The 24,350-nt window shown below is 44.4% G+C and carries 19 protein-coding genes and 2 pseudogenes; 2 read left to right on the forward strand and 19 right to left on the reverse strand.

Features of this window, described 5'->3' with window-relative positions; translation table 11 throughout:
* Window positions 1-81: 81 nt before the first annotated feature.
* The 13 genes and pseudogenes from NQ546_RS14415 to NQ546_RS14475 form a co-directional block, all read right to left on the reverse strand.
* Window positions 82-1,440, reverse strand: a complete 1,359-nt coding sequence (locus NQ546_RS14415) for a sigma-54-dependent transcriptional regulator (protein WP_004290348.1) — start codon at window positions 1,438-1,440, stop codon at window positions 82-84.
* Between the two features lie 161 nt (window positions 1,441-1,601).
* Entirely contained in the window at window positions 1,602-3,089 is a 1,488-nt protein-coding gene (locus NQ546_RS14420) for a TolC family protein (protein ID WP_004290347.1), read from the reverse strand.
* A gap of 134 nt (window positions 3,090-3,223) precedes the next feature.
* Window positions 3,224-4,372: a bifunctional histidinol-phosphatase/imidazoleglycerol-phosphate dehydratase HisB gene (gene hisB, locus NQ546_RS14425; protein WP_004290346.1), complete on the reverse strand. Its 1,149-nt coding sequence runs from the start codon at window positions 4,370-4,372 to the stop codon at window positions 3,224-3,226.
* A complete protein-coding gene (hisC, locus tag NQ546_RS14430; RefSeq protein WP_004290345.1) occupies window positions 4,369-5,403 on the reverse strand; it encodes a histidinol-phosphate transaminase in 1,035 nt (344 codons plus the stop codon). The genes hisB and hisC overlap by 4 nt, the downstream gene beginning before the upstream one ends.
* Window positions 5,404-5,423: 20 nt before the next feature.
* The gene (gene hisD / locus NQ546_RS14435; protein WP_004290344.1) at window positions 5,424-6,725 is read right to left on the reverse strand and encodes a histidinol dehydrogenase; all 1,302 of its coding nucleotides are present in this window, start codon (window positions 6,723-6,725) and stop codon (window positions 5,424-5,426) included.
* Between the two features lie 63 nt (window positions 6,726-6,788).
* Window positions 6,789-7,640, reverse strand: a complete 852-nt coding sequence (gene hisG / locus NQ546_RS14440) for an ATP phosphoribosyltransferase (RefSeq protein WP_004290343.1) — start codon at window positions 7,638-7,640, stop codon at window positions 6,789-6,791.
* Window positions 7,641-7,934: 294 nt separating this feature from the next.
* A complete protein-coding gene (locus NQ546_RS14445; protein WP_004290341.1) occupies window positions 7,935-8,426 on the reverse strand; it encodes a PaaI family thioesterase in 492 nt (163 codons plus the stop codon).
* Window positions 8,427-8,499: 73 nt separating this feature from the next.
* Complete coding sequence (locus NQ546_RS14450; protein ID WP_004290340.1) at window positions 8,500-10,302, reverse strand: glycerophosphodiester phosphodiesterase family protein; 1,803 nt, start codon at window positions 10,300-10,302, stop codon at window positions 8,500-8,502.
* A gap of 62 nt (window positions 10,303-10,364) precedes the next feature.
* Complete coding sequence (locus NQ546_RS14455; RefSeq protein WP_004290339.1) at window positions 10,365-12,164, reverse strand: RagB/SusD family nutrient uptake outer membrane protein; 1,800 nt, start codon at window positions 12,162-12,164, stop codon at window positions 10,365-10,367.
* 14 nt (window positions 12,165-12,178) lie between these two features.
* On the reverse strand, window positions 12,179-15,487 hold the full coding sequence (locus tag NQ546_RS14460) for a SusC/RagA family TonB-linked outer membrane protein (RefSeq protein ID WP_004290338.1): 3,309 nt from the start codon (window positions 15,485-15,487) through the stop codon (window positions 12,179-12,181).
* Between the two features lie 130 nt (window positions 15,488-15,617).
* Entirely contained in the window at window positions 15,618-16,610 is a 993-nt protein-coding gene (locus NQ546_RS14465; protein WP_004290337.1) for a FecR family protein, read from the reverse strand.
* Between the two features lie 113 nt (window positions 16,611-16,723).
* Complete coding sequence (locus NQ546_RS14470) at window positions 16,724-17,341, reverse strand: RNA polymerase sigma-70 factor (protein ID WP_004290336.1); 618 nt, start codon at window positions 17,339-17,341, stop codon at window positions 16,724-16,726.
* Window positions 17,342-17,481: 140 nt separating this feature from the next.
* Window positions 17,482-17,847: pseudogene (locus NQ546_RS14475) on the reverse strand (MFS transporter); the annotation flags it as partial.
* 21 nt (window positions 17,848-17,868) lie between these two features.
* On the opposite strand from NQ546_RS14475, the gene NQ546_RS14480 reads away from it, so the two are divergent.
* The gene (locus NQ546_RS14480; protein ID WP_004290334.1) at window positions 17,869-18,897 is read left to right on the forward strand and encodes a PDDEXK nuclease domain-containing protein; all 1,029 of its coding nucleotides are present in this window, start codon (window positions 17,869-17,871) and stop codon (window positions 18,895-18,897) included.
* Between the two features lie 27 nt (window positions 18,898-18,924).
* On the opposite strand, the pseudogene NQ546_RS14485 reads toward NQ546_RS14480, so the two are convergent.
* Window positions 18,925-19,110: pseudogene (locus NQ546_RS14485) on the reverse strand (hypothetical protein); the annotation flags it as partial.
* A 221-nt stretch (window positions 19,111-19,331) separates the two neighbouring features.
* Window positions 19,332-19,493, reverse strand: a complete 162-nt coding sequence (locus tag NQ546_RS14490; RefSeq protein WP_004290331.1) for a hypothetical protein — start codon at window positions 19,491-19,493, stop codon at window positions 19,332-19,334.
* Here NQ546_RS14490 and NQ546_RS14495 point away from each other — a divergent pair.
* Window positions 19,492-20,463, forward strand: coding sequence for a DUF4421 domain-containing protein (locus NQ546_RS14495; RefSeq protein WP_239463474.1), 972 nt, complete (start codon window positions 19,492-19,494; stop codon window positions 20,461-20,463). The two genes, NQ546_RS14490 and NQ546_RS14495, sit on opposite strands and share 2 nt — an antisense overlap.
* Before the next feature lie 11 nt (window positions 20,464-20,474).
* Here NQ546_RS14495 and NQ546_RS14500 read toward each other — a convergent pair whose 3' ends face one another.
* The 4 genes from NQ546_RS14500 to NQ546_RS14515 form a co-directional block, all read right to left on the reverse strand.
* Window positions 20,475-21,158: a DUF2490 domain-containing protein gene (locus NQ546_RS14500; RefSeq protein ID WP_004290328.1), complete on the reverse strand. Its 684-nt coding sequence runs from the start codon at window positions 21,156-21,158 to the stop codon at window positions 20,475-20,477.
* A gap of 59 nt (window positions 21,159-21,217) precedes the next feature.
* The gene (locus NQ546_RS14505) at window positions 21,218-21,868 is read right to left on the reverse strand and encodes a CatA-like O-acetyltransferase (protein WP_004290327.1); all 651 of its coding nucleotides are present in this window, start codon (window positions 21,866-21,868) and stop codon (window positions 21,218-21,220) included.
* Between the two features lie 63 nt (window positions 21,869-21,931).
* Window positions 21,932-23,923, reverse strand: coding sequence for a protein-disulfide reductase DsbD family protein (locus tag NQ546_RS14510; RefSeq protein WP_039953325.1), 1,992 nt, complete (start codon window positions 23,921-23,923; stop codon window positions 21,932-21,934).
* Window positions 23,924-23,948: 25 nt separating this feature from the next.
* A complete protein-coding gene (locus NQ546_RS14515) occupies window positions 23,949-24,248 on the reverse strand; it encodes a Dabb family protein (protein WP_004290325.1) in 300 nt (99 codons plus the stop codon).
* Between the last annotated feature and the right edge of the window lie 102 nt (window positions 24,249-24,350).

Here is a 24,350-nt window from a genome sequence, read left to right on the forward strand (position 1 = left end):
AAGTTAGTGATTAGGGATTAGCAATTAGGGATTAGGGGTTAGCAGTCAACGATTAACTGTTAGGATTTAAACGGATAAATACTAATCGCTAATCCCTATTTTATATTTTTCCAACCGTCTGTACAGAGCCGCCCTGCTGATGCCCAGCGCCAGCGCAACCTGACTAAGGTTACCTTTATGCTGCTCCAATGTTTGCAGAATTGTCTGCCGTTCTATCTCATCAAGCGTCATGCCGGCAAAGGAGGTGCCTTCGGCTGCTTTGGCCGGTTCATCATGACGCTGATATTGCGATTCAAAGTCAGCAGCGTCCAATGTTTGTTTTCCACTGACGAGTATGGTACGTTCCACCAGATTCTTCAGTTCGCGAATATTACCCGAATAAGGCAAACGAGAAAGGAAATTCAGTGCATCCGCCGAAAACTCCGTACGGGGCAAACCGTTTGCGGAAGCCTGACGATCAGCAAAATGACGTGCCAACAAAGGTATATCCTCACGACGCTCACGCAAGGCGGGCAACTTTACGGTTATCAGATTGATACGATAAAAAAGATCTTCACGAAATGTATGCTCGGAAACCATCTTGCGTAGGTCGGCATTGGTAGCAGAGACAACACGCACATCCACCTTGCGCGGACGGCTGTCGCCCAATACTTCAAAAGTCTGGTCTTGAAGCACACGCAACAGTTTCACCTGGCAGGATAAATCCAAATCGCCTATTTCGTCCAAGAAGATAGTGCCTTTATTGGCCAGCTCAAAACGACCTATACGGTCGGCACTCGCATCGGTAAAAGCACCTTTTTTATGACCGAACATCTCACTTTCGAACAAACTCTGTGAAATACCACCGAGATTGACTTTCACAAAAGGCTGATTGATGCGCTGACTGTTGATGTGAACAGCTTCAGCAATCAGCTCCTTGCCCGTCCCGCTCTCACCGGTGATCAGTACGGAAGCATTGGTACGTGCAATGCGCGCTACAGTATTCAACACTTCCAACAATCCCTGCGATTTTCCTATGATATGGCTACGGTTCAAGCCTTCCGCCTGCTCCTGAGACGTTTCTTTCGGGGCAGCACTCAACTCCAAAGCAGTTTCGATGCGCCGCAAAAGAGCCGCATTATTCCAAGGCTTGGTGATGAAATCGAAAGCACCTGCCTGCATACCCTGTACAGCCAGTTGGATACTTCCCCATGCTGTCATCAATATGACGGGAACATCGGGACGGAACACTTTTACCTGCTTCAACAAAGTGAGCCCCTCCTCTCCGGTGGTGGAGAGCGTAAAGTTCATGTCCATTAATATCAGTGCGGGAGATTCTGCACGAACTACGTCCATTGCTTCACGAGGTCCCGAAGCTGTTTTTACTTCATAACCGGCACGCTTCAGCATAAAGCTAAGCGAAGAACGTACGGCGCTATCATCATCGACTATCAGTATCATAGGAATTGGTAGTTTATTGTTTGCAAAAATAACAAATTCACCACAGAGGACACAGAGTCTCACAGAGTTTTTTGCATTACAGCCACAAATTAAAAGGTATTTCTTCAACAGAAGCTTTTCGGCAAGAGCCCGGTGAGACTTTGCGCATCCTGCGGTGCAGTCTATCCTTTAATTATATCTTCAAAATCGGCTTCCAACTCCATATTCCGTTCAAAATCCCAAAGAGTCAGACTACGAAGCTGATAGAAATAGTACCAATAATAATAAAGTTCGGAGATATGTTTTTGCCGGGCTTCGTCTTTGGACTTCTGTGCGTCGTTCAGGTCGAGAGTGCTGATTTTACCAATCATAAAAGTCTCCACACTTGTCTTGTAACGTTTTTCAGCTATCAGGTCAGCTTCTTCTGCAATGTCCAGCTGCTGTGCCTGATTATTGAAGTTTGCCACCAGCAAGAAGATGTCCTGATTGAAATCCATTTGTTCCTGACGGATTTTGGAGAGCACCACTTCACGATTGCTCTTGGCTACCTTCACTTTGCCGCGACGCTTTCCCCAGTCGAGAATGGGGATTTTCACGCCTACCTTGACAATCTGGTTGTCCAGCAAATCCTGATAGGCAGAGGAGAACTCATGATTTTGTCCGGTATAGCCCACACTGGCAAACAGGTCGATGCTCCTCAAGTTTCCACGTGCAGCCGCCACTTCATAATCAGCTTCCAACTGGCGGCGGCGTATATTCTGTGCAAATGAATTACGCTCCAAAGCCTTGTTCAGAACGCGGTCGTAGTCCATCTTAATGCCGGAAACAGAAGCGGGTATAACAGGATTCAGCCCCTCACTTTCCGATACGCCGAGAAAAGAACGCAGCTGAAACATTTTGGCATTCAAAGTACTTTCAGCTTCAGTCACATCCGCTTTGCCTTGCAGGGAATTCAGTTTGAGCTGCAACAGGTCATTCTCTGAAATCTGTCCCATTTTACGTTTGGCAATAGCCACTTCATAAAGGCGGTCTGAATTCGCTTTGTTCTGTTGTGCTGTGGCAAGCGCTTCCCTGGCAAGCAATAGTTCAAAAAAATAGGTGATGGTTTTCATCGTCACTTCTTCCGTAGCCGAGATAAAGGCCGCTTTTGCTTCTGCATACCGGACAGGCTCAATACGGCGGTTCCACTTCAAACTGTTTACGCCGAATATCGGTTGTGTCAGCTCAAGGCTTACGGGTACGGACATGAACTGCTTGTCGCCTCCGGAGCCCAACTGCTTGATATAGTCAAGAGAAGAGGCCAGTGACAATTTACCACCTGTGAACCATATATTCTGGTCGATAGAAAGCGCACCTGACAATCCCAATGTATTATTGCGGACAAAACTATAAGAACCGTCTGAATTTTGGTAGGTACTGTACGACTTATTATAATTGGGCAGGGTTCCCGTAAAGTTTACTTCAGGCAACAAGTCCGCGCGGAAAGTACGATATTCCCAATAAGCTGTTTTCAACTCATTCAATGCCACCGCAGCATCTACAGACTGTGTACGGGCCAATGCAATAGCTTCCGCCAATGTGATGTCGCGTTCGTTAGCCAATGTATCATTCTGCGCAGCAACAGTCAGTGTCATCAAAAAACAAGCTGCAAGTAAAATACTCTTTTTCATGTTCAATCTTTAAAATTATCGCTGATAGAAAGACAAAGAGTGTGCCAAGCGGTCAGGAGGGCATTACACAAGGGGGAGTGTCCGAAATCGGACACTCCCCCTGTTCATTTGCGGACGATAAATGAATGTGATAATTACAATACCCCCTTTGAGCTTGGCAATTCATAATGATAGATATCCCGCTTTACAGCCATCTTCAAGGCTCTCGCCAGCGCTTTAAAGATTCCCTCTATCTTATGATGCTCATTCTGCCCTTCCGCCTTAATATTAAGATTCATTTTGGCTGCATCGCTTAATGATTTAAAGAAATGCAAGAACATTTCCGTAGGCATCTCCCCTATTTTTTCACGTTTAAACTCAGCATCCCATACCAACCAGGGGCGCCCGCCAAAATCAAGGCATACTTGACACAAACAATCATCCATAGGCAAAGCATAACCATAGCGCTCTATGCCTCGTTTATTCCCCAACGCCCGATAAAGGCAATCACCTAAAGCAAGGGCAGTATCTTCTATCGTATGATGCTCATCCACTTCCAAATCACCTTTTACATGAATGGTCAGATCCATGCCGCCATGTTTTCCTATCTGTTCCAGCATATGGTCGAAAAAGCCCAGTCCGGTATGAATATCACAACGACCGTTACCGTCCAGATTTACGGCTACATAAATATTCGTCTCTTTCGTGATACGGCGCACCTCTGCCTTTCTCTCACCGGCAAAAAGGAACTCTGCCACCTTATCCCAGTCTTTGGTAGCCAATGCACAGGCATCTTCCAAGCCTTCACAGGCGGCTTCACCACCGGCAGACTTCGGTTTCAGCATGTTCGTATCCTCCTGCAAGAAAATAGCGCGACAACCCAGATTCTTCGCCAGTTCCACATCCGTAGTGCGATCGCCTATCACAAAACTATTCACCAAGTCGTAATCGGGATTTCCAAGATACTTCGTCAGCATACCTGTGCGCGGCTTACGGGTTGGCGCATTGTCTTCGGGCATACTACGGTCTATACATATATCATCGAACGTAACTCCTTCGCCTTCCAAGGTTTTCATCATCAGGTTATGTGCCGGCCAAAAAGTTTCTTCCGGAAAAGATGCTGTACCCAACCCATCCTGATTGGTAACCATTACAAACTCAAAATCCAGTTTGCTGCGTACAAAGCCAAGATTACGCATTACTTTCGGATAAAACTCCAGTTTTTCCAACGAATCCAACTGATAATCCACAGGTGGTTCAATAACCAACGTTCCGTCACGATCTATAAAAAGTACTTTCTTCATATTTTTCTTAACGCCTCAAGCAGTTTTTCATTTTCCAATCTCGTCCCCACCGTTACCCTCAAACAGTTTCCACAAAGTGACACTGAGTTACGATTACGGACAATGATACCTTCACCTACCAGATAATTATAAATCCTCACCGCATCCGTCACCCGCACCAAGAAGAAGTTCGCATCGGAAGGGAATATTTTCACCGTACAAGGCAATTTTGCAAACTCCTCTTCCAGATTTTCACGTTCTTCTTTCAGTGTCTTCACCCAACGTTCTATTTCATAGTAACGGTGCAACATCTCCAACGCTTGTTTCTGAGTCAGTTGATTCACGTTATAGGGATACTTTATTTTGTTGAGAATCGAAATAACCTCCTGCGAAGCAAAAGCCATGCCTAAACGTATGGCAGCACACCCCCATGCTTTGGAGAAAGTCTGAAGTACAATCAGATTGGGATATTTATCCAGCTCACTCAGGAAAGAAGGTGCTTCCGAAAAGTCATTATAGGCCTCATCCAATATCACCAATCCACTAAAACCGAGGATAATTTTCTCTATTTCATTACGGAGCAAATCATTTCCCGTAGGGTTATTGGGAGAACAAAGAAAAATCAACTTTGTGTGCTCATCCGCAGCCGCCAGCAGCTTGTCTGCTGAAAACTGAAAATTTTCATCCAACAATACTTTGCGGTACTCCACATCGTTGACCTCTGCACACACTTGATACATACCGTACGTAGGATCTATGGCCACCACATTATCTATGCGCGGTTCACAAAAAGCACGGAAAACAAGATCTATTGCCTCATCGCTGCCATTACCCAAAAAGATATGTTCGGGACTTATCTTCTTTATTCTGGACAGTTCATGTTTCAACTCCCGTTGCATCGGATCCGGATAGCGGTTGTGCGGCATGTTATACGGATTTTCATTCGCATCAAGAAAAACAGATGCGGCAGCTCCATTATATTCATCACGTGCCGAAGAATAAGGTTTCAAACGCCAGATATTCGGCCGGGTAAGTTCTTCTAAGGTTCTCATGCAGATTTCTGATTTATAATTTAGAGAATATCATTTTTCAATTTTAATTCCGCAAGCCGGACAGTCACAGCATTCTTATGGGCATTCAAAAACTCATTAGCAGCCATTTCCTCAATAGCCGGGCCAATGGTACGTATTCCTTCCGGCTTAATCTCCTGGAAAGTTATCTTACGTATAAAACTGTCAAGGCTGACGCCACTGTACGCTTTGGCATAACCATTCGTAGGAAGCGTGTGGTTAGTGCCCGAAGCATAGTCTCCGGCGCTTTCCGGAGTGAGAGAGCCCAAAAAGACCGAACCGGCATTAACTATACGTTCTGCAACAGACATATATTCTGCCGTTTCGATAATGAGATGCTCCGGCGCATAGGAATTGGTCAACTCAATAGCCTCGTCCATATTACGCACCACAATCAGCTTACTGTTGGCAAGAGACTTTTCCGCAATCTCTTTACGGGGCAACAAAGCCAACTGGCGCTCCACTTCTTCTTTCACCGCCTGTTGCAATGCCGAAGAGGTGGTAATCAACATCGCCTGACTGTCTACGCCATGTTCAGCCTGGCTCAGCAAGTCAGCCGCTACAAAAGCAGGATTAGCCGTCTCATCCGCCAGTACCTCCACCTCTGAAGGCCCGGCAGGCATATCAATCGCTACATCACGCAAGCTGACCAATTGCTTGGCAGCTGTGACATACTGATTGCCCGGACCAAAAATCTTATACACTTTCGGTATGCTCTCCGTACCATAAGCCATCGCTGCAATGGCTTGCACACCTCCCGCCTTAAAAATACGGTTTACTCCCGCCACCTTAGCCGCAAACAAAACGGCCGGATGTACTTTTCCATCCTTGCCCGGAGGAGTACAGAGCACAATCTCCTTACATCCTGCAATCTTTGCCGGAACAGCCAGCATCAATACAGTGGAAAAGAGTGGAGCCGTTCCACCGGGGATATACAACCCCACTTTCTCTATGGCAACAGCTTTCTGCCAACAAGTAACTCCCGGCTGAGTCTCTATCCGTTTGCCTTCAAAGCATTGCGCCGCATGGAATATCTCTATATTCTGCTTTGCCAACCTGATGGCCTTTTTCAGTTCCTCGCTTACCAACGCTTCCGCTTCTTTCTGCTCTTCTTCCGTTACGGTCAATGCACCCAGCGCTACTTTGTCAAACTGTTCTTCATACCTCAACACTGCACAATCACCTTCCGCTTTTACACAGTCTATAATACCCCGTACCGTATCGAAGAGGTTCTCCGTATTCATAACCGGACGTTTTAACAATTCCGTCCATTGAGTTCTATCAGGATTGGTTATCAGTATCATATCAGTTTTTTATTTGTATTTAAAAGAAATTCACCTCATCACAGAAAGTCTCCGCGGTGAAAACTAAATTATCATTTTCTCAATCGGCAGCACCAGAATACCTTCCGCCCCCAATGCTTTCAATTTACCGATAATCTCCCAAAAACATTTTTCGTCCAGCACAGTGTGTACGGAACACCAACCCTCTTGCGCCAACGGCATCACCGTAGGGCTTTTCATGCCCGGAAGTACGGCTACTATCTCATCCAACTTATCTTTCGGAGCATTCATCAGCACATATTTCTTGTCTTCCGCTGTCTTCACCGCATCCATGCGGAACAACAGTTCTTTCAGAATCTCTTTTTTATCCTCACTCATGTCCTTATTACCAATCAGAAGAGCTTCGGACTTCATCACTACTTCCACTTCTTTCAAGCGATTGCTCACCAAAGTGGAACCGGAGCTTACAATATCAAAAATTGCATCAGCCAGGCCAATACCCGGAGAAACCTCCACCGAACCGGTAATCACGTGTATTTCCGCTTTCACTCCCTGTTTCTTGAGATATCGGGAAAGAATACCGGGATATGAAGTGGCAATCTTCTTACCCTCAAACCATTGCGGTCCCGGATATTCGATATCCTTAGGCAATGCCAGTGACAGACGGCATTTGCTGAACCCCAAACGCTTTATGATTTCAGCATCCTCAGCCTTTTCCATGAACTCGTTTTCGCCTACGATACCCAAATCGGCCACTCCCGTAGCCACTGTTTGTGGAATATCATCATCCCGCAAAAACAATACTTCCAAAGGAAAATTAGAAGACTGTACCAACAACGTACGTTTAGTCGCGCTTAGTTTTATATCCGATTCTTCGAGGAATGACATCGTCTCGTCAAAAAGACGGCCCTTAGCTTGTACTGCAATTCTTAACATGATTCGATTTACTATTTAACAATTTATTATTTTCGCTTTGTTGTCCAGCATTAAATGCCGAACGGGAGAAACAAAAAACGAGGTTTACCAATATTCGGTAAGCCTCGTCCTCTATATGCTCTTCGTTATACACATACAACCATACGCCCACCGAATTATTCGTCAGGATGATAATGGTGATGATGTGCAACGATATTCTTCATACTTTTTCCATTTTCAATGCGACAAATGTAAACGATTTGTTTTAAACCACCAAGAATTTATCACAAAAAGTTCATTTTTTCTTTCATTTCATTAAATCAAGGGCAATATCTCATCCGGTTCTACATCACAATGATGAAAAAACATTTCTTTTTCCGCCTTCTCCTGCGGGAAAGTAAAATAGGTGCAGGTAGCTTCCGTACAGAGTTCACCCATACTGTTATACAGTCTCGCTTCTATAATGGCAATATTACGTTTCTGTTCACGCAACGAAGCACGCAACACCACATGTGTGTCGTTCGTCGATATGGATTTCCGGAAACGGGTCTCCATCTTTGATGTCACCCCTCCGGTCTGTAATTTACGGAATACCACCCAGCCGCAAATCTCATCCAGCAATACGGACTGAATACCTCCATGCAATGTGTTCAACCATCCCTGATACTCAGGACGTGGCTTCCAGATGCTCACTACTTCATCGCCATCTTCGTAAAACTCCATTCGTACGCCTGCCTCATTGTCGGGTGAACAACCAAAGCAATTATAGCCTTCCATGTCTTTCCATGGGTTGATAATCTTCTTCATACAATACTCCTTTTATTCCTCTCACAAAGATAATGATTCTTTATTATACAAGGCAAAAGGAGCACAAAGAAACTCATCTGTTTATCCGTATTTTCAAATAAGCACGATCATCAAACGAACAATTCCCTTCTTGTATTCCTTTCGTACTCTTATACAATCGGATACATAAAGGATCTTTTTCCAGAATATCCGCTAAGTAACATTCCGACGCATACAAAGTAGAGTATAAATGAGGATAACCGTCAGAAGCCAATACTACTTCTTTCGCATCGCCCACCGAAAAAACTTTCACCCGCTCCATCTGTACAGGGAATCCATCAAACACAGAAAAAGAGAACGGCTGTCCTTGTATCGGACAATTCTGCAAAAGCGCTTGTTTTTGCAGAAAAGGATAAATAAATTCCCGCCCCGGGTCATGAGATTCCAAATCTTTCATCGTAGCCCCACCCAGCAAAGCAACCTCATTTACTACTGCACGAACATCCGCCATAATAGCATCAATCTCTTTCTCATTGGACGAATACAGATTATCAATGATACACTGACAATCACCCACCTGCCATACTTCATTCCGGGCATAGCTGTAAATCACCCCATTAGCCGTAAAGCGTTTACCCGGTTCAGCCTTCAGTTCATCAAGCAAATTGTGCTGCACATAGAAATCATATATTCTTTCTGTTATCCGACGGATGGCATCGGCAGCATCAATATCCTTCGGAAAATTACGTATAGCCTCCAAAGCAAGTTCCATAGCCAACCGGCCGGTTTTCTTACCTTCATAAGTGAAAGTAGATTTGGCCGTAGCTCCGTCAATCACCGCAGCAAAATAAGGAGTGACAATCATGCCATCCTCATTGGTCTGCGGATTCTTCTTACCCTTCAAAAAGCACTCCTCAACCTGCAAATGAGGCACGAAGGGAGCCTGAAACTCATTTTCTGATTGCAAGTATGTCCAATCGCGTTCACAATCCATTACTTTCGATTTATGTTTCAAATAATCAATCAGGTATGCCGGACGGTCCGTTTGCAAAATAGTCGCACCTAAATTTTCTATCAGATAACCATACCCTTTATCCGGATTCACTAATGAGCAATCGTCATCATGCCCGCCAGCATGTGTATCCCACAAAGTATTATACCAAATACGTGATTTCCCGGCCATGATCCTTTTCACTTCGTAGGGTAACGGATTCGTATCATGAGCGAATTTAAACTCGATAGCCACCGGTTTCAATATCCGAAGATAATCATTTAACTTGCGGATAGCGTCTTCATCATCCAAATTAACTTTGGGCATAAAGATCACTTTATCCAGATATTTTCCGTAATCACGTTGCACATCTTCTGCCGGTGCATTGCTTTTCATTATCACCAGATCGGCAGTTCCTGTTTTCTCCAATAATTCATAGACCTGGTGAAAATAGTCAAAAGCCTTATCCAGATTCAGCATCACCTTCCCCTTGGCTTCCAACAGTACCTCTTCCAAAGTAGGGACTTTGTAGATAGTCTTGATATTGCATCCGTTCCGCAGCCGTAATTGCTTGATTTCCGCCAGTGTCAAGTCCTTGACATATCCTTTTCCGGTGGTTGTACGATCCACCTTGTCATCGTGCATTACTATCAGTTCGCCATCCTTTGTCCGTCCCAAATCTATTTCAACAATATCCACTCCCATCCGGCTGGCATTCCTCACTGCCTCAACAGAATTTTCACAGGCATTTCTCCAGTCTCCCCGATGAGAGACAACCAGCACATCCTTACTATCAGGGTTAAACAGTTTTTCACGAATAGCTGCCACTCTATCCGTTCCCTGCGCCCACACAACAGTCTGGCAGAGCAACAAAAGCAGCAAGATATAATTCTTTCTTTTTTTCATAACTCAGATGTATCCTTATTTTATATTATTCGTATCTGTCATACTGAACGTAGTGGAAAGTCCTAATAGTATCCTTCATTCTGCTCCTCGGTAATCACACCGGCAGGACTCAATCGGTCAATATGCGTCTGAGGTATCGGGCGCAACTTATGGAACTCTTTCAAACCGGTGGCATCCGGATTAAATGTTTTCACCCATTCATAGAACTTCTCGGTACGCACCAAATCTTCCCAACGACAAGTCTCACCAAGCAACTCCCGTCCCCGTTCGTCCAACATAAATTCCACAAAATCCGTATTACGCAGTTGAGCCTCAGTGACCTTAATCGCATCGTATGTACTATGCGTATCATTTACTCCTCCCTCAATGGTATAAAATTGCGGAGCCTTCACTTCCCCCTCATGCCATGCAGCACGTTCGCGCACCTTATTCACATAAGTGGCAGCCAAGTCATAATCGCCTTTTCTCCCCGCAGCCTCGGCAGCAATCAGGTAAGTTTCTCCCAAACGCATCCGTACCCATTCACGAGAAGACGCCTTCTCGGCAACCGACGGACGATTAGGTGCCATATGCTTTATCAGATTGGGATAATGCTTCAGATCCTGCACTTCATACGGATAATAGACATACTTTTTACTGGCACGCAGTTTCTTCATTTCCAGACTTTGCGCTTTAAATCCTGTTTTTTCGACAGTATAATAAACAGCTGTATCTCCTAATGCAAACTTTTCTTTCCCTTCCACTTGTCCTTTGGCAGGATCGGGGGTAAAATACACGCTTCCGCCATCTTCCAACTTCTTCCACACAGGAATTGTTTTCTCGTTGTTGGAAAGAAATGCCCAACGGAAACTCTTATAGAAACGAGAGTCATTTTTACGGTCGAATAAACCGAACAACGTTTTTTCACTTGGCCGGAACCGTTTATATGGACGTCCGTAATTGATGTCACGCTGCATGCCCGGTTCATCGTCGTACACCGGCAACCAATACAAATGGAAAGTATTGCCATCATCATTAAAGATAGAATTGTTGGTAAACTGAACAGCAAAAATCACCTCCGAATTTCCCATATTGTTGATGTCCCATAAATCCGCAAAGTCTTTGACCAGCTGATACTCTTTACCCTCCTTAATAACCATTTCCGAATAATACAAAGCACTATCCATATCAGTAGGTTTCTGTCCCCGCTTATCAGCGACCGCACTACCCCGGGTGAGATAGACCTTCGCCAACAGATGAGCCGCTGCATAGCTGGTGGCACGTCCTTTTTCCTTGGTCGTAGGAGCTAAGTTAGCGGTACACTCCCGCAAATCCGTAATAATCTGTTTGTAAACCTCTTCAACCGAAGCCCTCTTAAAGTCGGTTCTCACTTCCAAACTACCTTTCGTCACCAACGGAATACGTCCGAACTGCTGCACCAGATCAAAATAGAGGAACGCACGAATAAACAGCATTTCCGCATAACTTTGCTTCTTGTCGCTCTCACTCAGTTCAGAGTTTAAGATGCGCTCCAGGCCGATATTAGCTGTACCGATACCTTTATAATGATTTTCCCACATCTTGTCCAATATATCCAAATCCGGATTCAACTGCGTTCCATACATATTGAACGATGCTTTATAGTTACCGTCACTTCCGGCGATGAACAGATCCGTACCCATCTCCGTCAGGACATCAAAGCGTTCACCGCCACATCCCCAACGCAAATAGCTGTAAGCAGATACGACGGCGGCATCCACTCCTTCCTTCGTTTCGTAGTAATCATAAGTCAACTTCGGAGCTCCATCTTCACTCAGCCAGTCCGAACACCCTGCCAAGGCAGACGACAGGGCCATTATCATAAAAATTTTTATTGCTTTCATAACATTCTCTTTTTTTACATTGACAAATTAATACCAAACATCCAAGTGCTATAACTCGGCGCTGTACGCCCGTTAGCACCTTCCGGGTCTATACCTGTGAAGTTTGTAAATATCGCCGGATTATTCGCACTCAAGTAAATACGGATTTTATCCATCAGCACTTTCTTACTCCACATTTCGGGCAGCGTATAGCCCAAAGTAATATTCCGTATTCTGAGGAAATCCGCCTTGTCATATCCCAATGTAGAGATATAATCCAGTTTCTCCACATCCACACTCGGTCTTGGGAAAGCATTGGTAGGGTTGGTAGAAGTCCAGTAGTCCACTTTTACTGTATTACCGCGTCCCGGCTTCTCCATAAACTCAATGTTGTTTCTCAACAATCCGCCCACGCTGGCATACAGGAACACAGACAAATCAAACCCCTTGAACTCAAAATTATTAACCATACTCGCTACAAACTTGGGACGTACACTTCCCAGTATTTGCTTATCTTCTTCCGTAATTTTATAGTCACCATCCACATCCTCCAACCGGATAGATCCGGGCTTAAAGTTAGCCCCCTTCTCGTTGAACTTAGCCATTTCAGCCAGATCATTTTCCGTATTTTGCCAAATACCTATCTTCTTATAATTATAATAGACATCAATCGGTTGACCGATAAACCAAAGATTACCCACATCATCAGTCTTTCCATTATACAACTCTACAATCTCTTCTTTATTGGCAGAGAAAGTCAGATCCGTACTCCAAGTAAAGTTCCTATTCATTATATTACGAGTATTCAACGTAATCTCAATACCCTTATTTCTGGTAGAGCCTACATTGGACATCACGCTGGAGAAGCCCGAAACAACAGGTAATTGGCGTTTGAGCAACAAATCTTTCGTATTCTGCAGATAGAACTCAACAGTACCGTTAATACGGTTCTTCAAGAAACCGAAATCCACACCTACATTCCATTGGTCAGTGGTCTCCCAAGTGAGCTGGTCATTTGCCATAACGGAAGGAGCATAGCCTATATATTCCGAACTCCCATTATTGAACACATAATGTCGCAAAGCCAGTTGCCCCTTGGTCTGATACGGGCTGACCGCAGAATTACCGGTCTTTCCGTAACCGACACGCAATTTCAGGTTATCCAACCAAACAAGATCTTTCATAAACGGTTCGTCACTGATGCGCCAAGCCAATGCAGCAGAAGGGAAAAGCACCCATTTATGCCCCTCGGCAAGTCTGGAAGAACCGTCATAACGGGCAGATAACGTTAACAGATAACGCCCCATATAGCCATAATTGACACGTCCCATAAAAGAAGCCATATTCCATTTTATGTAGTCACTTCCCACCCCGTCAATCATCAGTCCGGAAGCCAAGTCGTAATACTTCAAGATGTCAGAAGGCAATTTCTGCACTTTCCCACTAAGGTCTTCCTGCAAATCCTGTTGAATAGATTGCAACAGTGTCACGCCTAATGAATGTTTTTTATTAAAATCACGATTGTACGAAAAGTAGTTTTCCCACGTCATCATCGTATATTTAACTACGGAGTTAGAAGCAAAAGAGTTTCCCAACTGACGTTCGGTAGTAGCGGAAGCGAAATATTCATAATTCTGTTCCGTTCGAGAGTCTATACCCAGATTTGAACGGAAAGTAAGCCCTTTCACCGGAAGTTTAATATCGGCAAAGTAACTGCCCAAGAAACGGCTGTTCTTCAGCGGACGATCTACGGCTCCGTCCACCATATTCATCAATGGATTATACATTTGCGAGTCACCGCCCACCAATCCGGGATATGTTCCGTCCTCATTCTGAAATTTTCCGAGCGGAGTGATGCGATACAAGTACATATCTTCTTCCATACCGCTTCCACGATTTTGTACGGAATGAGAATATTGTGTCTGCCCGCCTATCCTTATATATTCATTTATTTTGTGATTGAGATTGAAGCGAATGGAGAACCGTTCATAGTTCTGATCTTTCATAATACCGTCATTCTTATTGTAAGTAGCTGAGGCCATGAAGTTTGTCTTTGTTCCACCACCTCTTACATTCACCTGATGATCTGTAATGATACCGGTACGGGTAACTTGGTCGAACCAATCAAATGAACGGACTTTGGACGGATCATAGTTCCCGTTCTCATCGTATGCCATCATCACAGATTCGAGCACATAGGCATCTTGCTTAAACATAGGTAACAGCATATCCAACTCTTTATCGGGAACATCTGACAAGTATTTATTGGATCCTGTGCTATTTCTGTATGCCTCGCGCGTATATTCTGCATATTCGGCACCATTCATCATCTCCAGTTTGTTCTGTATGGTCTGTATTCCCACATATCCGTTGTAGTCTACATGCGTTCTTCCCTCTTTACCCTGCTTGGTAGTTATCAAGATAACGCCGTTAGCACCGCGCGAACCGTAAATAGCCGTTGCCGAAGCATCTTTAAGCACTTCCATGGATTCAATATCTGCCGGACTAATCTCGCCCATCCCCCCTGTCACCGGAATACCGTCTATTACAAACAGCGGATCATTGCTGGCATTAATGGAACGCTTTCCGCGAATCAACACAGAAGGCGATGAACCCGGCGACCAGTTCGACGTAGATACCACAACTCCTGAGGCGCGTCCTTGCAAAGCCTCTGCGGCCGTAGTAGCCGGTACGGCAGATATGGTTTCAGCATTCAAAGAAGCCACAGAGCCTGTCAGGTCGCGTTTCTTCACACTACCGTAACCCACCACCACAACCTCATCCAGCTGTTTGGAATCCTCGGATAAGGTAACGTTGACAGATTGTTTGTCTTTCACCGACAACTCCCGGTCTTGATAACCGATATAAGATATAGCAATCAACGCATCGGACGGCACATTGTCCAAAGTAAAAATTCCATCTACGTCTGTTATCGTTCCATTCGTAGTGCCCTTCACTAATACGGTTGCACCGATTACCGCTTCTCCCTTTTCGTCTATCACTTTACCGGTGACCCGCTTTACCCCCTCTTGCTGCCGTTTCTCGTTCTTCCTTTTGGATAGTAGAATCATTTTATTCCGGATCGTAAAAGTCAAATCTTTGTCCAGAATTTCCGAAAGGACTTGTTCCACCGGTGTATTCTTAAAATAGCCGGTAATTTTTTTCGTTTCATCTACCTCTTTCAGTTCATAGATAATAGACAATCCCGTTTGATGTTCTATCTCAGTGAGAACACTTTTAAGAGACTGGTTTTCAAAACTTTTACTCACATTCTGTGCTTTCGTGACGGCACAAACAGTGCATAGGGCTACATATAAAAGTAGCCTACTTACTTTTTTTCTCATGTTGTCAGAATTAGAATTGTTTTTACAATAAAACTTTAGTCCGCTTATCGCTTTCAGACATAGTACTTAATTTTAAAGGTTGAACCAAGCTCCTGTATTTGCGTCCAAAAACAGAGAGCAAAAACATGTTTTATTCCTTAATATATATATTATCTTCCTTATATTCAATAGTGACAGGCATAATCTCTTGCAGCGCTTTCATCACCTCGCCTATTGTCTCCCGGTTACGGAGCGAGATACGGAAAGCTTTGCTGCCAAGTGCTTCAGACGCAATCCTTATCTGAACATTATACTGCCGCGAAAGTTTCATGGCCAGTTCTTTCAGCGTAATGCGTTCAAATTCCACCTGATTTTTCAACCATGCCGTAGAATGCGTGGCATCAACTTTTGTTTTTTGCAATCTTCCGGTTGCTACATTGAGACGCATAGATTCCCCCGGAACTATCTTATAAATATTCTTTTCGTGCAGAAGTTCCACTTTCCCTTCAAGCAACGTAGTCGTTACGTACGGATCACCCGAATAAGCAGAAACATTGAACTTCGTACCTTTCACCAACACCGCATACGCAGGCGTTTCCACCTTAAACGGAATACCTTCGTGCCGGGTAACTTCAAAATAGCCTTCACCTTCCAACTTCACCACCCGGTTCTCCTTATCAAACCTATTGGAATATATTAACTTAGAACCTGAGTTCAGCCAGACATTTGTTCCGTCGGACAACGTTATCTTGCTTTTCTCCCCGAAAGGCACTTCCAGCGTAAAGTACGTTTCAGGTTGCAGGCATGTCACCGTATAGCCTATTCCCAGCGTTGCTCCGGCAGTAAGGATAACAATGGCCACAACAGCAGCTATCTTCCTCCAGAAAGCCCCCACACCGGGCAGCAACATCGGAGTTACCGCTTTCCGGGTATGCAATCTTGCTTGCAGCTTCTCCCATTCGAATTCAGTCCTTTCATTCGCCACAGATGTTTCCAACCATTGACGTTCCCATTCCTTGAACAATGAATAGTTACCACCACTCTCCTGAATGAAACGATACAACCGTTCTTCATCCTGTGCCGACAGACATCCTTCAAAATAACGAACCGCCGCCTCACGCATATCTGTTTCTACTTCCTTCATAACTTCTGCTTTCTATAAGATAAAACAACTGAAAAATAACTTACCCAACCTTCTATAAATAAAAAAAGCAGAAAATTTTTCTTTTTCTACTTATAATGTTTATCCCTACGTTCTCATTTACAATCGATAAGCCATGCCAAAACGACGATACAGACGTCCATCGGGTATTTCTCCTTAAAATGCCGGGCAAAGATATCCAAAGCTTTGGCTATCTGCTTCTCCACCGCAGTAGTCGATATTCGCAACTGCTCGGCGATTTCCCTATTCTTTAAATTCTCAAACCTGCTTAGGACAAATACCTCACGACAACGTTCGGGCAAATTATCTATCACCGACTTTATCTGCTGCTCCAACTCTTCATACAGCAGCCCGTATCCGGCATCGGGTGCAAAGTCGGCGTAGTACAGCCGTTCTTCTCCCCCCACCTTAGCCAAATACTCTATCCGGTGCTTTTCCACCACCGCCTCATGCTTCAAGTAGTTCAGGCAACTATTCCGTACCATAGCAAACAGTAAGGAAGTTACGGATACAGCAACCAGGAGATTACGCTTCTCCCAGAAGTTCAGGAAACATTCCTGAACAATATCCAATGCAACTTCCTCATTCTCTACAAAACGGACAGCATATCCAAGCAAACGCGGAAAAGATTTCTTGAAAAGAAAAGCAAAAGCGTCTTCGTTATCTTTCCTGATTTCGGACAGTAATAACGCTTCATCCATGAATTCCATCATATTGTCTCTGTTTTTTCGGATGCAAAAGTAAGATGTACATTTTTCAACAATGTTACAACTACTTGAAGTCCGAAGTCGGTTAACAAGTTACAATATTAGTAATTCCAAATGGAATATACAAATTTTTAGAATAATAGCTTCTATTCCTTGCTTCTCGCATTCCACACCAGCAATGCTAACAATACAGACATCAATGCCGCCCCTATCCAAAACCAGTTGATATAAGTGAAGTCATAAACTTCAACACCGTTGACAACATGCTTATTACCCTCAATCAGTACTCCACTCATCACATCCTGCAAACCCGCACCGATATAACTCGCAATACCAACCACACCCAAAGCTGCCCCCGAAGCTGTGCGGGGAGCAATGTCAACAGCCATCAAGCCACCCAAAAAGCAAATCAGCACACCGATGCCAAGCCCGAAAAGCACCATGGACAAAGCATCCAGCCAAAAGTGTACACCGGGAACAAGCAGGAAGAGGCAGAGAGCCACCACATTCATCGAAAAGATAACAATATACCTTTGCATAGTGCAAGTTTCATTCGTGAAATCAAACAGATTGTAGCCGAAGCCCGGCAGAAAGCCTATTCCGCCATCAATTCGGCAATGGTGGAAGCCTATTGGCAAATGGGCAAGCGTATTGTGGAAGAGGAACAGCAGGGAAAAGAACGCGCTGATTACGGGAAACAATTACTTAAAGAATTATCGGCAGAACTGACAAAGGAGTTCGGAAAGGGCTTCTCTACCGGCTCCCTATACTATTACCGACAGTTTTACAATACCTTTCCAAAAATATTCGCTACACCGTGGCGAATATTGAGTTGGTCGCATTATAAGCGGTTGATTCAGGTTTCCAATCCCGAAGCCCGTGCATGGTATCTGAAAGAAGCGCAGGAACAGATGTGGAGTTACCGGACGCTGGATCGCAATATCGGTTCACAATATTACGAACGCTTATTACTCTCGCATAATAAGGGAAAAGTAGAAAATGAAATGAAGTCACTCACGCTTCCGTATCAGCAGGACAAATTAGAGTTCATCAAAAATCCGACGGTAGCGGAGTTTATCGGATTATCTCCTAATACCGACTTTACCGAGTCGAAATTGGAATCGGCAATCATCGGCAACTTACAACGTTTCTTACTTGAGCTCGGAAAAGGATTTTCGTATGTAACGCGGCAAAAGCTGGTGCGTACAGAGAAGAAAGACTACTATATAGACCTTGTCTTTTATAATTATTTATTAAAATGTTTCGTCCTTATCGACTTGAAAACGAATCCCATAACCCATCAGGATGTAGGGCAAATGGATATGTATGTGCGAATGTATGACGAGCTTATGCGCAGCGAAGGGGATAACCCGACCATTGGCATAGTCCTTTGTTCGGAGACGGACGAGGATATTGCCCGATACTCTGTGCTGCATGACAATAACCAACTTTTCGCTTCCAAATATATGTTGTATATGCCTACGGAGGAAGAGTTGCGCAATGAGATTGAAAGGCAAAAAGCATTTTACGTGTTGCAACACTCGAAGAAGGGCATCGAATAATAATATAACAGAAAACGGCAGCAACCTTCAAAAAGTTGTTGCCGTCGTTGTCCTATACTTTATTCTATATAGGAAATTGGATTTACTCTTTCTGTTGTAACAGGTCGCCAGTTCCGGGTCGTCGGCAATACATTTCAGTTCGTCTGCCACAATCTGCTTCACTTCTGCCTTGATGCGGTTGCAGTTCTCCTGTATCTGCCCCTTCATGCGGTCGGCATCCACTATACAACGCACAGAAATCCGAAACATTCTGTATATAACTGATTCGTAACCTATTACGATGTGCGGTCAGATTCCAATTCTGACAATCAATAACTTATCTCTTTTTTATATATTCCTGCCACAAAAGCATTATTATGATGTTGCAAACCTATGTAAAATTCGGGAAATAAAAAAGGAAAAGAAGATATTCCGTTCTTTATTAGATGGAAATTTCATATCTTCGTAACAACAAAGCATAATAGGATGCCCAGAGGGATTAGCTTTTGCATAGGTATGTTATTGACACTTTCTTTATTTGCCCAAAATGAAGGAAGCACTTTTGTCACACCCGACAGTTCGGTCTGCAAACGTACGGGAAATTTCAGAAGAATCATGAAGAAGTTCCTTAATTTCAGCGATTTCGACACTACATACATCAGTCCCAACCGATACAACTATGCCTTAATGCTGGAGCACTTCACCAATTATGAATACTATTCCGTAGGAAGTGCTACTCCTGACCCCCAACGCCTGCGGTTCTCGCCCAAACCTCATAACAAAATAGGAGTTTACTTTGGTTGGCGCTGGATTTTTCTGGGTTGGGCCATTGACGCAGACGGCCTTTACGGAAAGAAAAGCGGGAAAAAAAGAGGAACGGAATTCGACCTCAGCTTATACAGTTCCAAATTAGGAGTGGATATTATCTACCGCCGTACGGGTAACTCTTACAAAATACACGACGTTACAGGTTTTTCCGACCGCATACCCACCGATTACTCTGAAGACTTCGACGGACTGAAAGTGAAAATGAAAGGACTGAACCTATATTACATTTTCAACAACCGGCGTTTTTCTTATCCCGCCGCTTTCAGCCAATCCACCAATCAACGGCGTAACGCAGGATCTTTCATTGCCGGATTCTCCGTATCCACACACAATCTGGATTTTGACTACACCAAGCTGCCCGATATCATCCGGGAAACGATGAACCCGGGTATGAAAGTGGACCATATAAAATATACCAATATCAGCCTCAACTTCGGTTATGCCTACAACTGGGTATTCGCACGCAACTGCCTTGCCTGCCTCTCGCTCAATCCCGCAGTGGCCTACAAAACCTCACGTATCAACAAAGCGGAAGGAGAAAAAGACGACTGGTACAGGAACTTCAATATAGACTTCATCCTACGCGCAGGCGTAGTGTATAACAACAGTAAATATTTCGTAGGCACTTCATTCGTAGGCAGAACTTACGACTACTACCGGAATAACTTTTCATTGAACAACGGATTCGGAACACTGCAAGTATATGCAGGATTCAACTTCTGTTTGAAAAAAGAGCACCGCAAGAAAAAACGGCAGTAATCCGGCTGTTATCAGAAAGAATAAGTGCAAGCCACTCCTACTATATCTTTTCGTGCCTTACTCTCCCATTGTCGGCAATAAAAGACATCCGCTTCCCAATCGGAAGAAAGTGGGAGGACCACCCCGCCGCGATAGCGCATGCGTTGTACATCAAACTTCTCTCCACGATTCAATCCGTTGTACATCTCAACAGAAACGTAAGGCTCTATCTTGCATTTGGGGATGTCATAAGCCAGCTTGACACGTGAGCGCCAACGCAGTTCATCATTATTGCTATCGAAAGTATGTTGAAAACGCTCCCGCAGTGAGACCTTCAGCCTGTGCACACGCGTGGATAGCGTTCCGTCAAAATGATAGCGGTGACGAAACTTCCAACCGGCTTCCCCGCGATTGCGATAATGCACTTCATAGCCCGCAGCTATTTTCAGAAAAGGAAGTACAGAGTATGCCCCGCCGGCCTCCAGCCCCCAACGGTCGGTCTTGTCAAGATCATCCTTTGTGCGCCATTCCAATTTTCCGGAGAGCGTAAATGCTGGATTTACCTTATACTTAAAACCGGTACTTGCCCATGTTGTAAAGTCTCGCTTCTGCGCATGCAGAGAGACCGGCACAATAAAGAATAGCGCTGCCAATAAACTACAAATTCTCCATGTACAGAAAGGCTTTCTTATCATAATTATCCCAGTATATATCATCTCACATTTAGTTTTACACGTGCAAAGCTAAAGATTAATTCTGTAATAATTCTGTAATATTACACTTCTTTCAGATACTTCTCTATCTTCCCAAAGAAAGAAGCCAGATGCGAACCGTCCACAAACGCATGATTCACATAAATGGAAAGTGGAAAAACCAGCCGCTCCCCGCGAGGAACAACCTTACCGACGGTCATCAGCGGATGACTGCAACCGTTGCCGGCTTCGGCAACAGTGTAGGTGATGGACGTGAAGAACATTTTGGGAACTGCACTCAAGTGCACCACGTCGTAATCGCCCTGCTGCATCAGCTCTTTTTCCGCATGATAAGGATCTCCGTTTTCAGGAATATCCGTAATCAGCGCATGCGCTTCGGCATAAAAGCGTTCGAAATTTTCGTGATAAGGGATACGGACTGTATAAAAAGTCTTTCCCGGAACCGCTATCGGAGAAATGATATCTACCCGGTCGTGGAAAACAACCTGCCCGTTCTTGTCTGTGCGGTAACGGAGTTCGTTCACTTCATTGGCCGAACGGAGAACGGCATACAAGTAATAAAGGAAAAAAGAATGTCCAGACCGCCTTGCCGCAGCGCTGGCCTCTGTGCAGTCTATTTCGGTGGTCACCGAATACCAAGAATTTAGATATGTACGGAAGAAGCCGTAATTGTCACGACGTTCCCAAGTGTCAATGTCAATAATGTGTTTCATAAATAAAAAAATGGATTATGAAAAAAGGACGCTTATACAGCATCCTTTCTCCGATTCAGTCTATTATCTTTCCTTTTTGTAGTTTTCCAATCCTGTCTGTAAAAACTCAATGTACTTTGGAATGCTTTCATCGTACGAATACGACTTGTTGAGCGGTTCGCCTTCATTGTTAATCAGCACATAGAAAGGCTGTGCATTCGCGCCGAACTTGACGCGTTGCAAATAGCTCCACTTATCTCCCACCGTACGTAATGTGCGCTCCGTACCGTTCTCCGTAATTTTCACCGGCGAAGAAAGCGGAGTCTTATTGTCTACGTAGAGCGTGATGAGCACATAGTCATTATTGATGATATCGCTTACTTTCGGATCCGTCCATACGGCGAGCTCCATTTTACGACAGTTCACACAACCGTAACCCGTAAAGTCCAACATCACAGGTTTGCCATGCTGGCGGGCATATTCCATGCCGAGATCATAATCATCGAACTTGGCATGCACCTCATTATTATAAAGATTGAAATCCTGTGTCTGCATGGGTGGTGCAAAAGCACTGACAGCCTTCAACGGCGCTCCCCACAAACCGGGAAGCATATATACGGCAAATGCCAACGAAGCCAATGCCATGAAGAAACGGGGCACACTGACCTTTGCATCGTCATCATCATGCGGGAATTTGATTTTGCCCAGCAGATAGAAACCCAGCAAAGCAAACAGTACAATCCATAAAGCAAGGAATGTTTCGCGGTCGAGAATACGCCAGCCGTAAGCCAGATCGGCTACGGAAAGGAATTTCAAAGCAAATGCCAGTTCCAAGAAACCGAGCGTCACCTTGATCACATTCATCCAACCGCCGGATTTAGGCATGGACTTCAGCCAAGAGGGGAACAACGCAAACAGCGTAAACGGCAATGCCAAAGCAATGGCAAAACCTAACATTCCGATGGCCGGAGCTATCATATTACCGGTAGTGGAAACCTGTACAAGCAAAAAGCCGATAATGGGTCCCGTACAAGAGAATGACACCAGCGACAGTGTAAATGCCATTAAGAAAATACTAAGCAAGCCGCCTGTCTTTTCCGCTTTAGAGTCTACCGCATTACTCCACTTGGAGGGGAGGGTTATTTCAAAAGCGCCAAAGAAAGAAGCTGCAAATACTACCAACATCAGGAAGAAAAAGATATTGAAAACAGCATTCGTAGACAATGAGTTCAAAGCGTTAGCGCCAAAAAGCCCGGTGACCAACAGTCCCAAGCCTACGTATATCACAACAATGGATGCGCCATACGTCCAAGCGTCCCGGATACCTTTCTTCTTATCTTTACTGCGTTTCAAGAAGAAGCTGACAGTCATCGGGATAATAGGCCATACGCAAGGCGTGAACAATGCTAACAGACCACCTACAAACCCGGTTATAAAGATATAAATCCAAGACATATCTTCTTGCGAGGTAGTTTCACCCAACGCTCTCAATTCGTTGACAACCGGTTTCCAAAGATCAACAGTGCCTTTATCGAATACATTTATTCCGGTAGTACCTTCTGCCCCACCAATAATAGCCATATCTGCGGTTGCATCAACTACCGGTTCGTTAGCAGCCGCACCTTCTGCATTACCCGAAAATTTGAACGGCACTTGTGTAGGCGGCAAGCAGTTTTCGTCATTACAAGCACCATATTCCAGATAACCTTCCACCTTGTATGCGCCACCGGTCAGCTTCAGCTTCTGCACAAACTGAACGGAATTTGCAAAATAGCGCACTTTCATTTCGAACAGCTTGTCGAATGCGGCGATTTCTTCCCCCACCGGTTTTAGTTTCCCGACAAGTTCCGCACCCGAAATGTCTTCAACATTGAACGTTGCCGAGATAGGGCCGCCCTCTCCCAAGTCCGTAGAATACACATGCCAGCCTTTGTCAATAGTTCCGGTAAATATCACCTCTGCTTCGTCTGCCTGCAAAGTCCTTAACTCCGACTTAAACTTGACAGGTTCCTGTATCTGCGCCTGCACCGCCAAGGTGAAGAGCAACAATAGAATGGAGAATATACTTTTCTTCATCTTTTTTTCTTTCTGTTTTTTCAATTTATACTTCATAGTCCACGCAAGCACGACTTTCTTTGACCTCTGCAATGAGCTTGCCGGCAGCCACATGATCGGGGTGCACAGCGTAGAACTTCACATCGTCCAACGTATCAAATTCACTGTAAAGGGCAATGCTCCAAGTTTCGGCAGGATTGATATTCAACCCGACTTCTATCTTACGGATAACGGATATTTTGGCAGGAAGCGCTTCGATGGCCTTCTTAAAATTATTCATTGCAACTAACTTTTCGTCAGCAGGAACTTCATCTTTCAGCTTAAATAATACAATATGCTTTACCATAACTTTGTTATTTAAATGATTTATATCTATATTTGTCAACCGAAACGGTTGCTTTTTAAAACCGCAAAAATACTCGTTTTGTTTTAAATATACACTTAAACG

The organism is Bacteroides eggerthii (genome assembly GCF_025146565.1).
Taxonomy (GTDB): Bacteria; Bacteroidota; Bacteroidia; order Bacteroidales; family Bacteroidaceae; genus Bacteroides; species Bacteroides eggerthii.

Bases quoted from the DNA above. Each gene is read 5' to 3' on its own strand.
- NQ546_RS14415 (WP_004290348.1), bottom strand. From the start codon at position 1,440: ATGATACTGATAGTCGATGATGATAGCGCCGTACGTTCTTCGCTTAGC.
- NQ546_RS14420 (WP_004290347.1), bottom strand. From the start codon at position 3,089: ATGAAAAAGAGTATTTTACTTGCAGCTTGTTTTTTGATGACACTGACT.
- hisB (WP_004290346.1), bottom strand. From the start codon at position 4,372: ATGAAGAAAGTACTTTTTATAGATCGTGACGGAACGTTGGTTATTGAA.
- hisC (WP_004290345.1), bottom strand. From the start codon at position 5,403: ATGAGAACCTTAGAAGAACTTACCCGGCCGAATATCTGGCGTTTGAAA.
- hisD (WP_004290344.1), bottom strand. From the start codon at position 6,725: ATGATACTGATAACCAATCCTGATAGAACTCAATGGACGGAATTGTTA.
- hisG (WP_004290343.1), bottom strand. From the start codon at position 7,640: ATGTTAAGAATTGCAGTACAAGCTAAGGGCCGTCTTTTTGACGAGACG.
- NQ546_RS14445 (WP_004290341.1), bottom strand. From the start codon at position 8,426: ATGAAGAAGATTATCAACCCATGGAAAGACATGGAAGGCTATAATTGC.
- NQ546_RS14450 (WP_004290340.1), bottom strand. From the start codon at position 10,302: ATGAAAAAAAGAAAGAATTATATCTTGCTGCTTTTGTTGCTCTGCCAG.
- NQ546_RS14455 (WP_004290339.1), bottom strand. From the start codon at position 12,164: ATGAAAGCAATAAAAATTTTTATGATAATGGCCCTGTCGTCTGCCTTG.
- NQ546_RS14460 (WP_004290338.1), bottom strand. From the start codon at position 15,487: ATGAGAAAAAAAGTAAGTAGGCTACTTTTATATGTAGCCCTATGCACT.
- NQ546_RS14465 (WP_004290337.1), bottom strand. From the start codon at position 16,610: ATGAAGGAAGTAGAAACAGATATGCGTGAGGCGGCGGTTCGTTATTTT.
- NQ546_RS14470 (WP_004290336.1), bottom strand. From the start codon at position 17,341: ATGATGGAATTCATGGATGAAGCGTTATTACTGTCCGAAATCAGGAAA.
- NQ546_RS14495 (WP_239463474.1), top strand. From the start codon at position 19,492: ATGAAGAAGTTCCTTAATTTCAGCGATTTCGACACTACATACATCAGT.
- NQ546_RS14490 (WP_004290331.1), bottom strand. From the start codon at position 19,493: ATGATTCTTCTGAAATTTCCCGTACGTTTGCAGACCGAACTGTCGGGT.
- NQ546_RS14500 (WP_004290328.1), bottom strand. From the start codon at position 21,158: ATGATATATACTGGGATAATTATGATAAGAAAGCCTTTCTGTACATGG.
- NQ546_RS14505 (WP_004290327.1), bottom strand. From the start codon at position 21,868: ATGAAACACATTATTGACATTGACACTTGGGAACGTCGTGACAATTAC.
- NQ546_RS14510 (WP_039953325.1), bottom strand. From the start codon at position 23,923: ATGAAGAAAAGTATATTCTCCATTCTATTGTTGCTCTTCACCTTGGCG.
- NQ546_RS14515 (WP_004290325.1), bottom strand. From the start codon at position 24,248: ATGGTAAAGCATATTGTATTATTTAAGCTGAAAGATGAAGTTCCTGCT.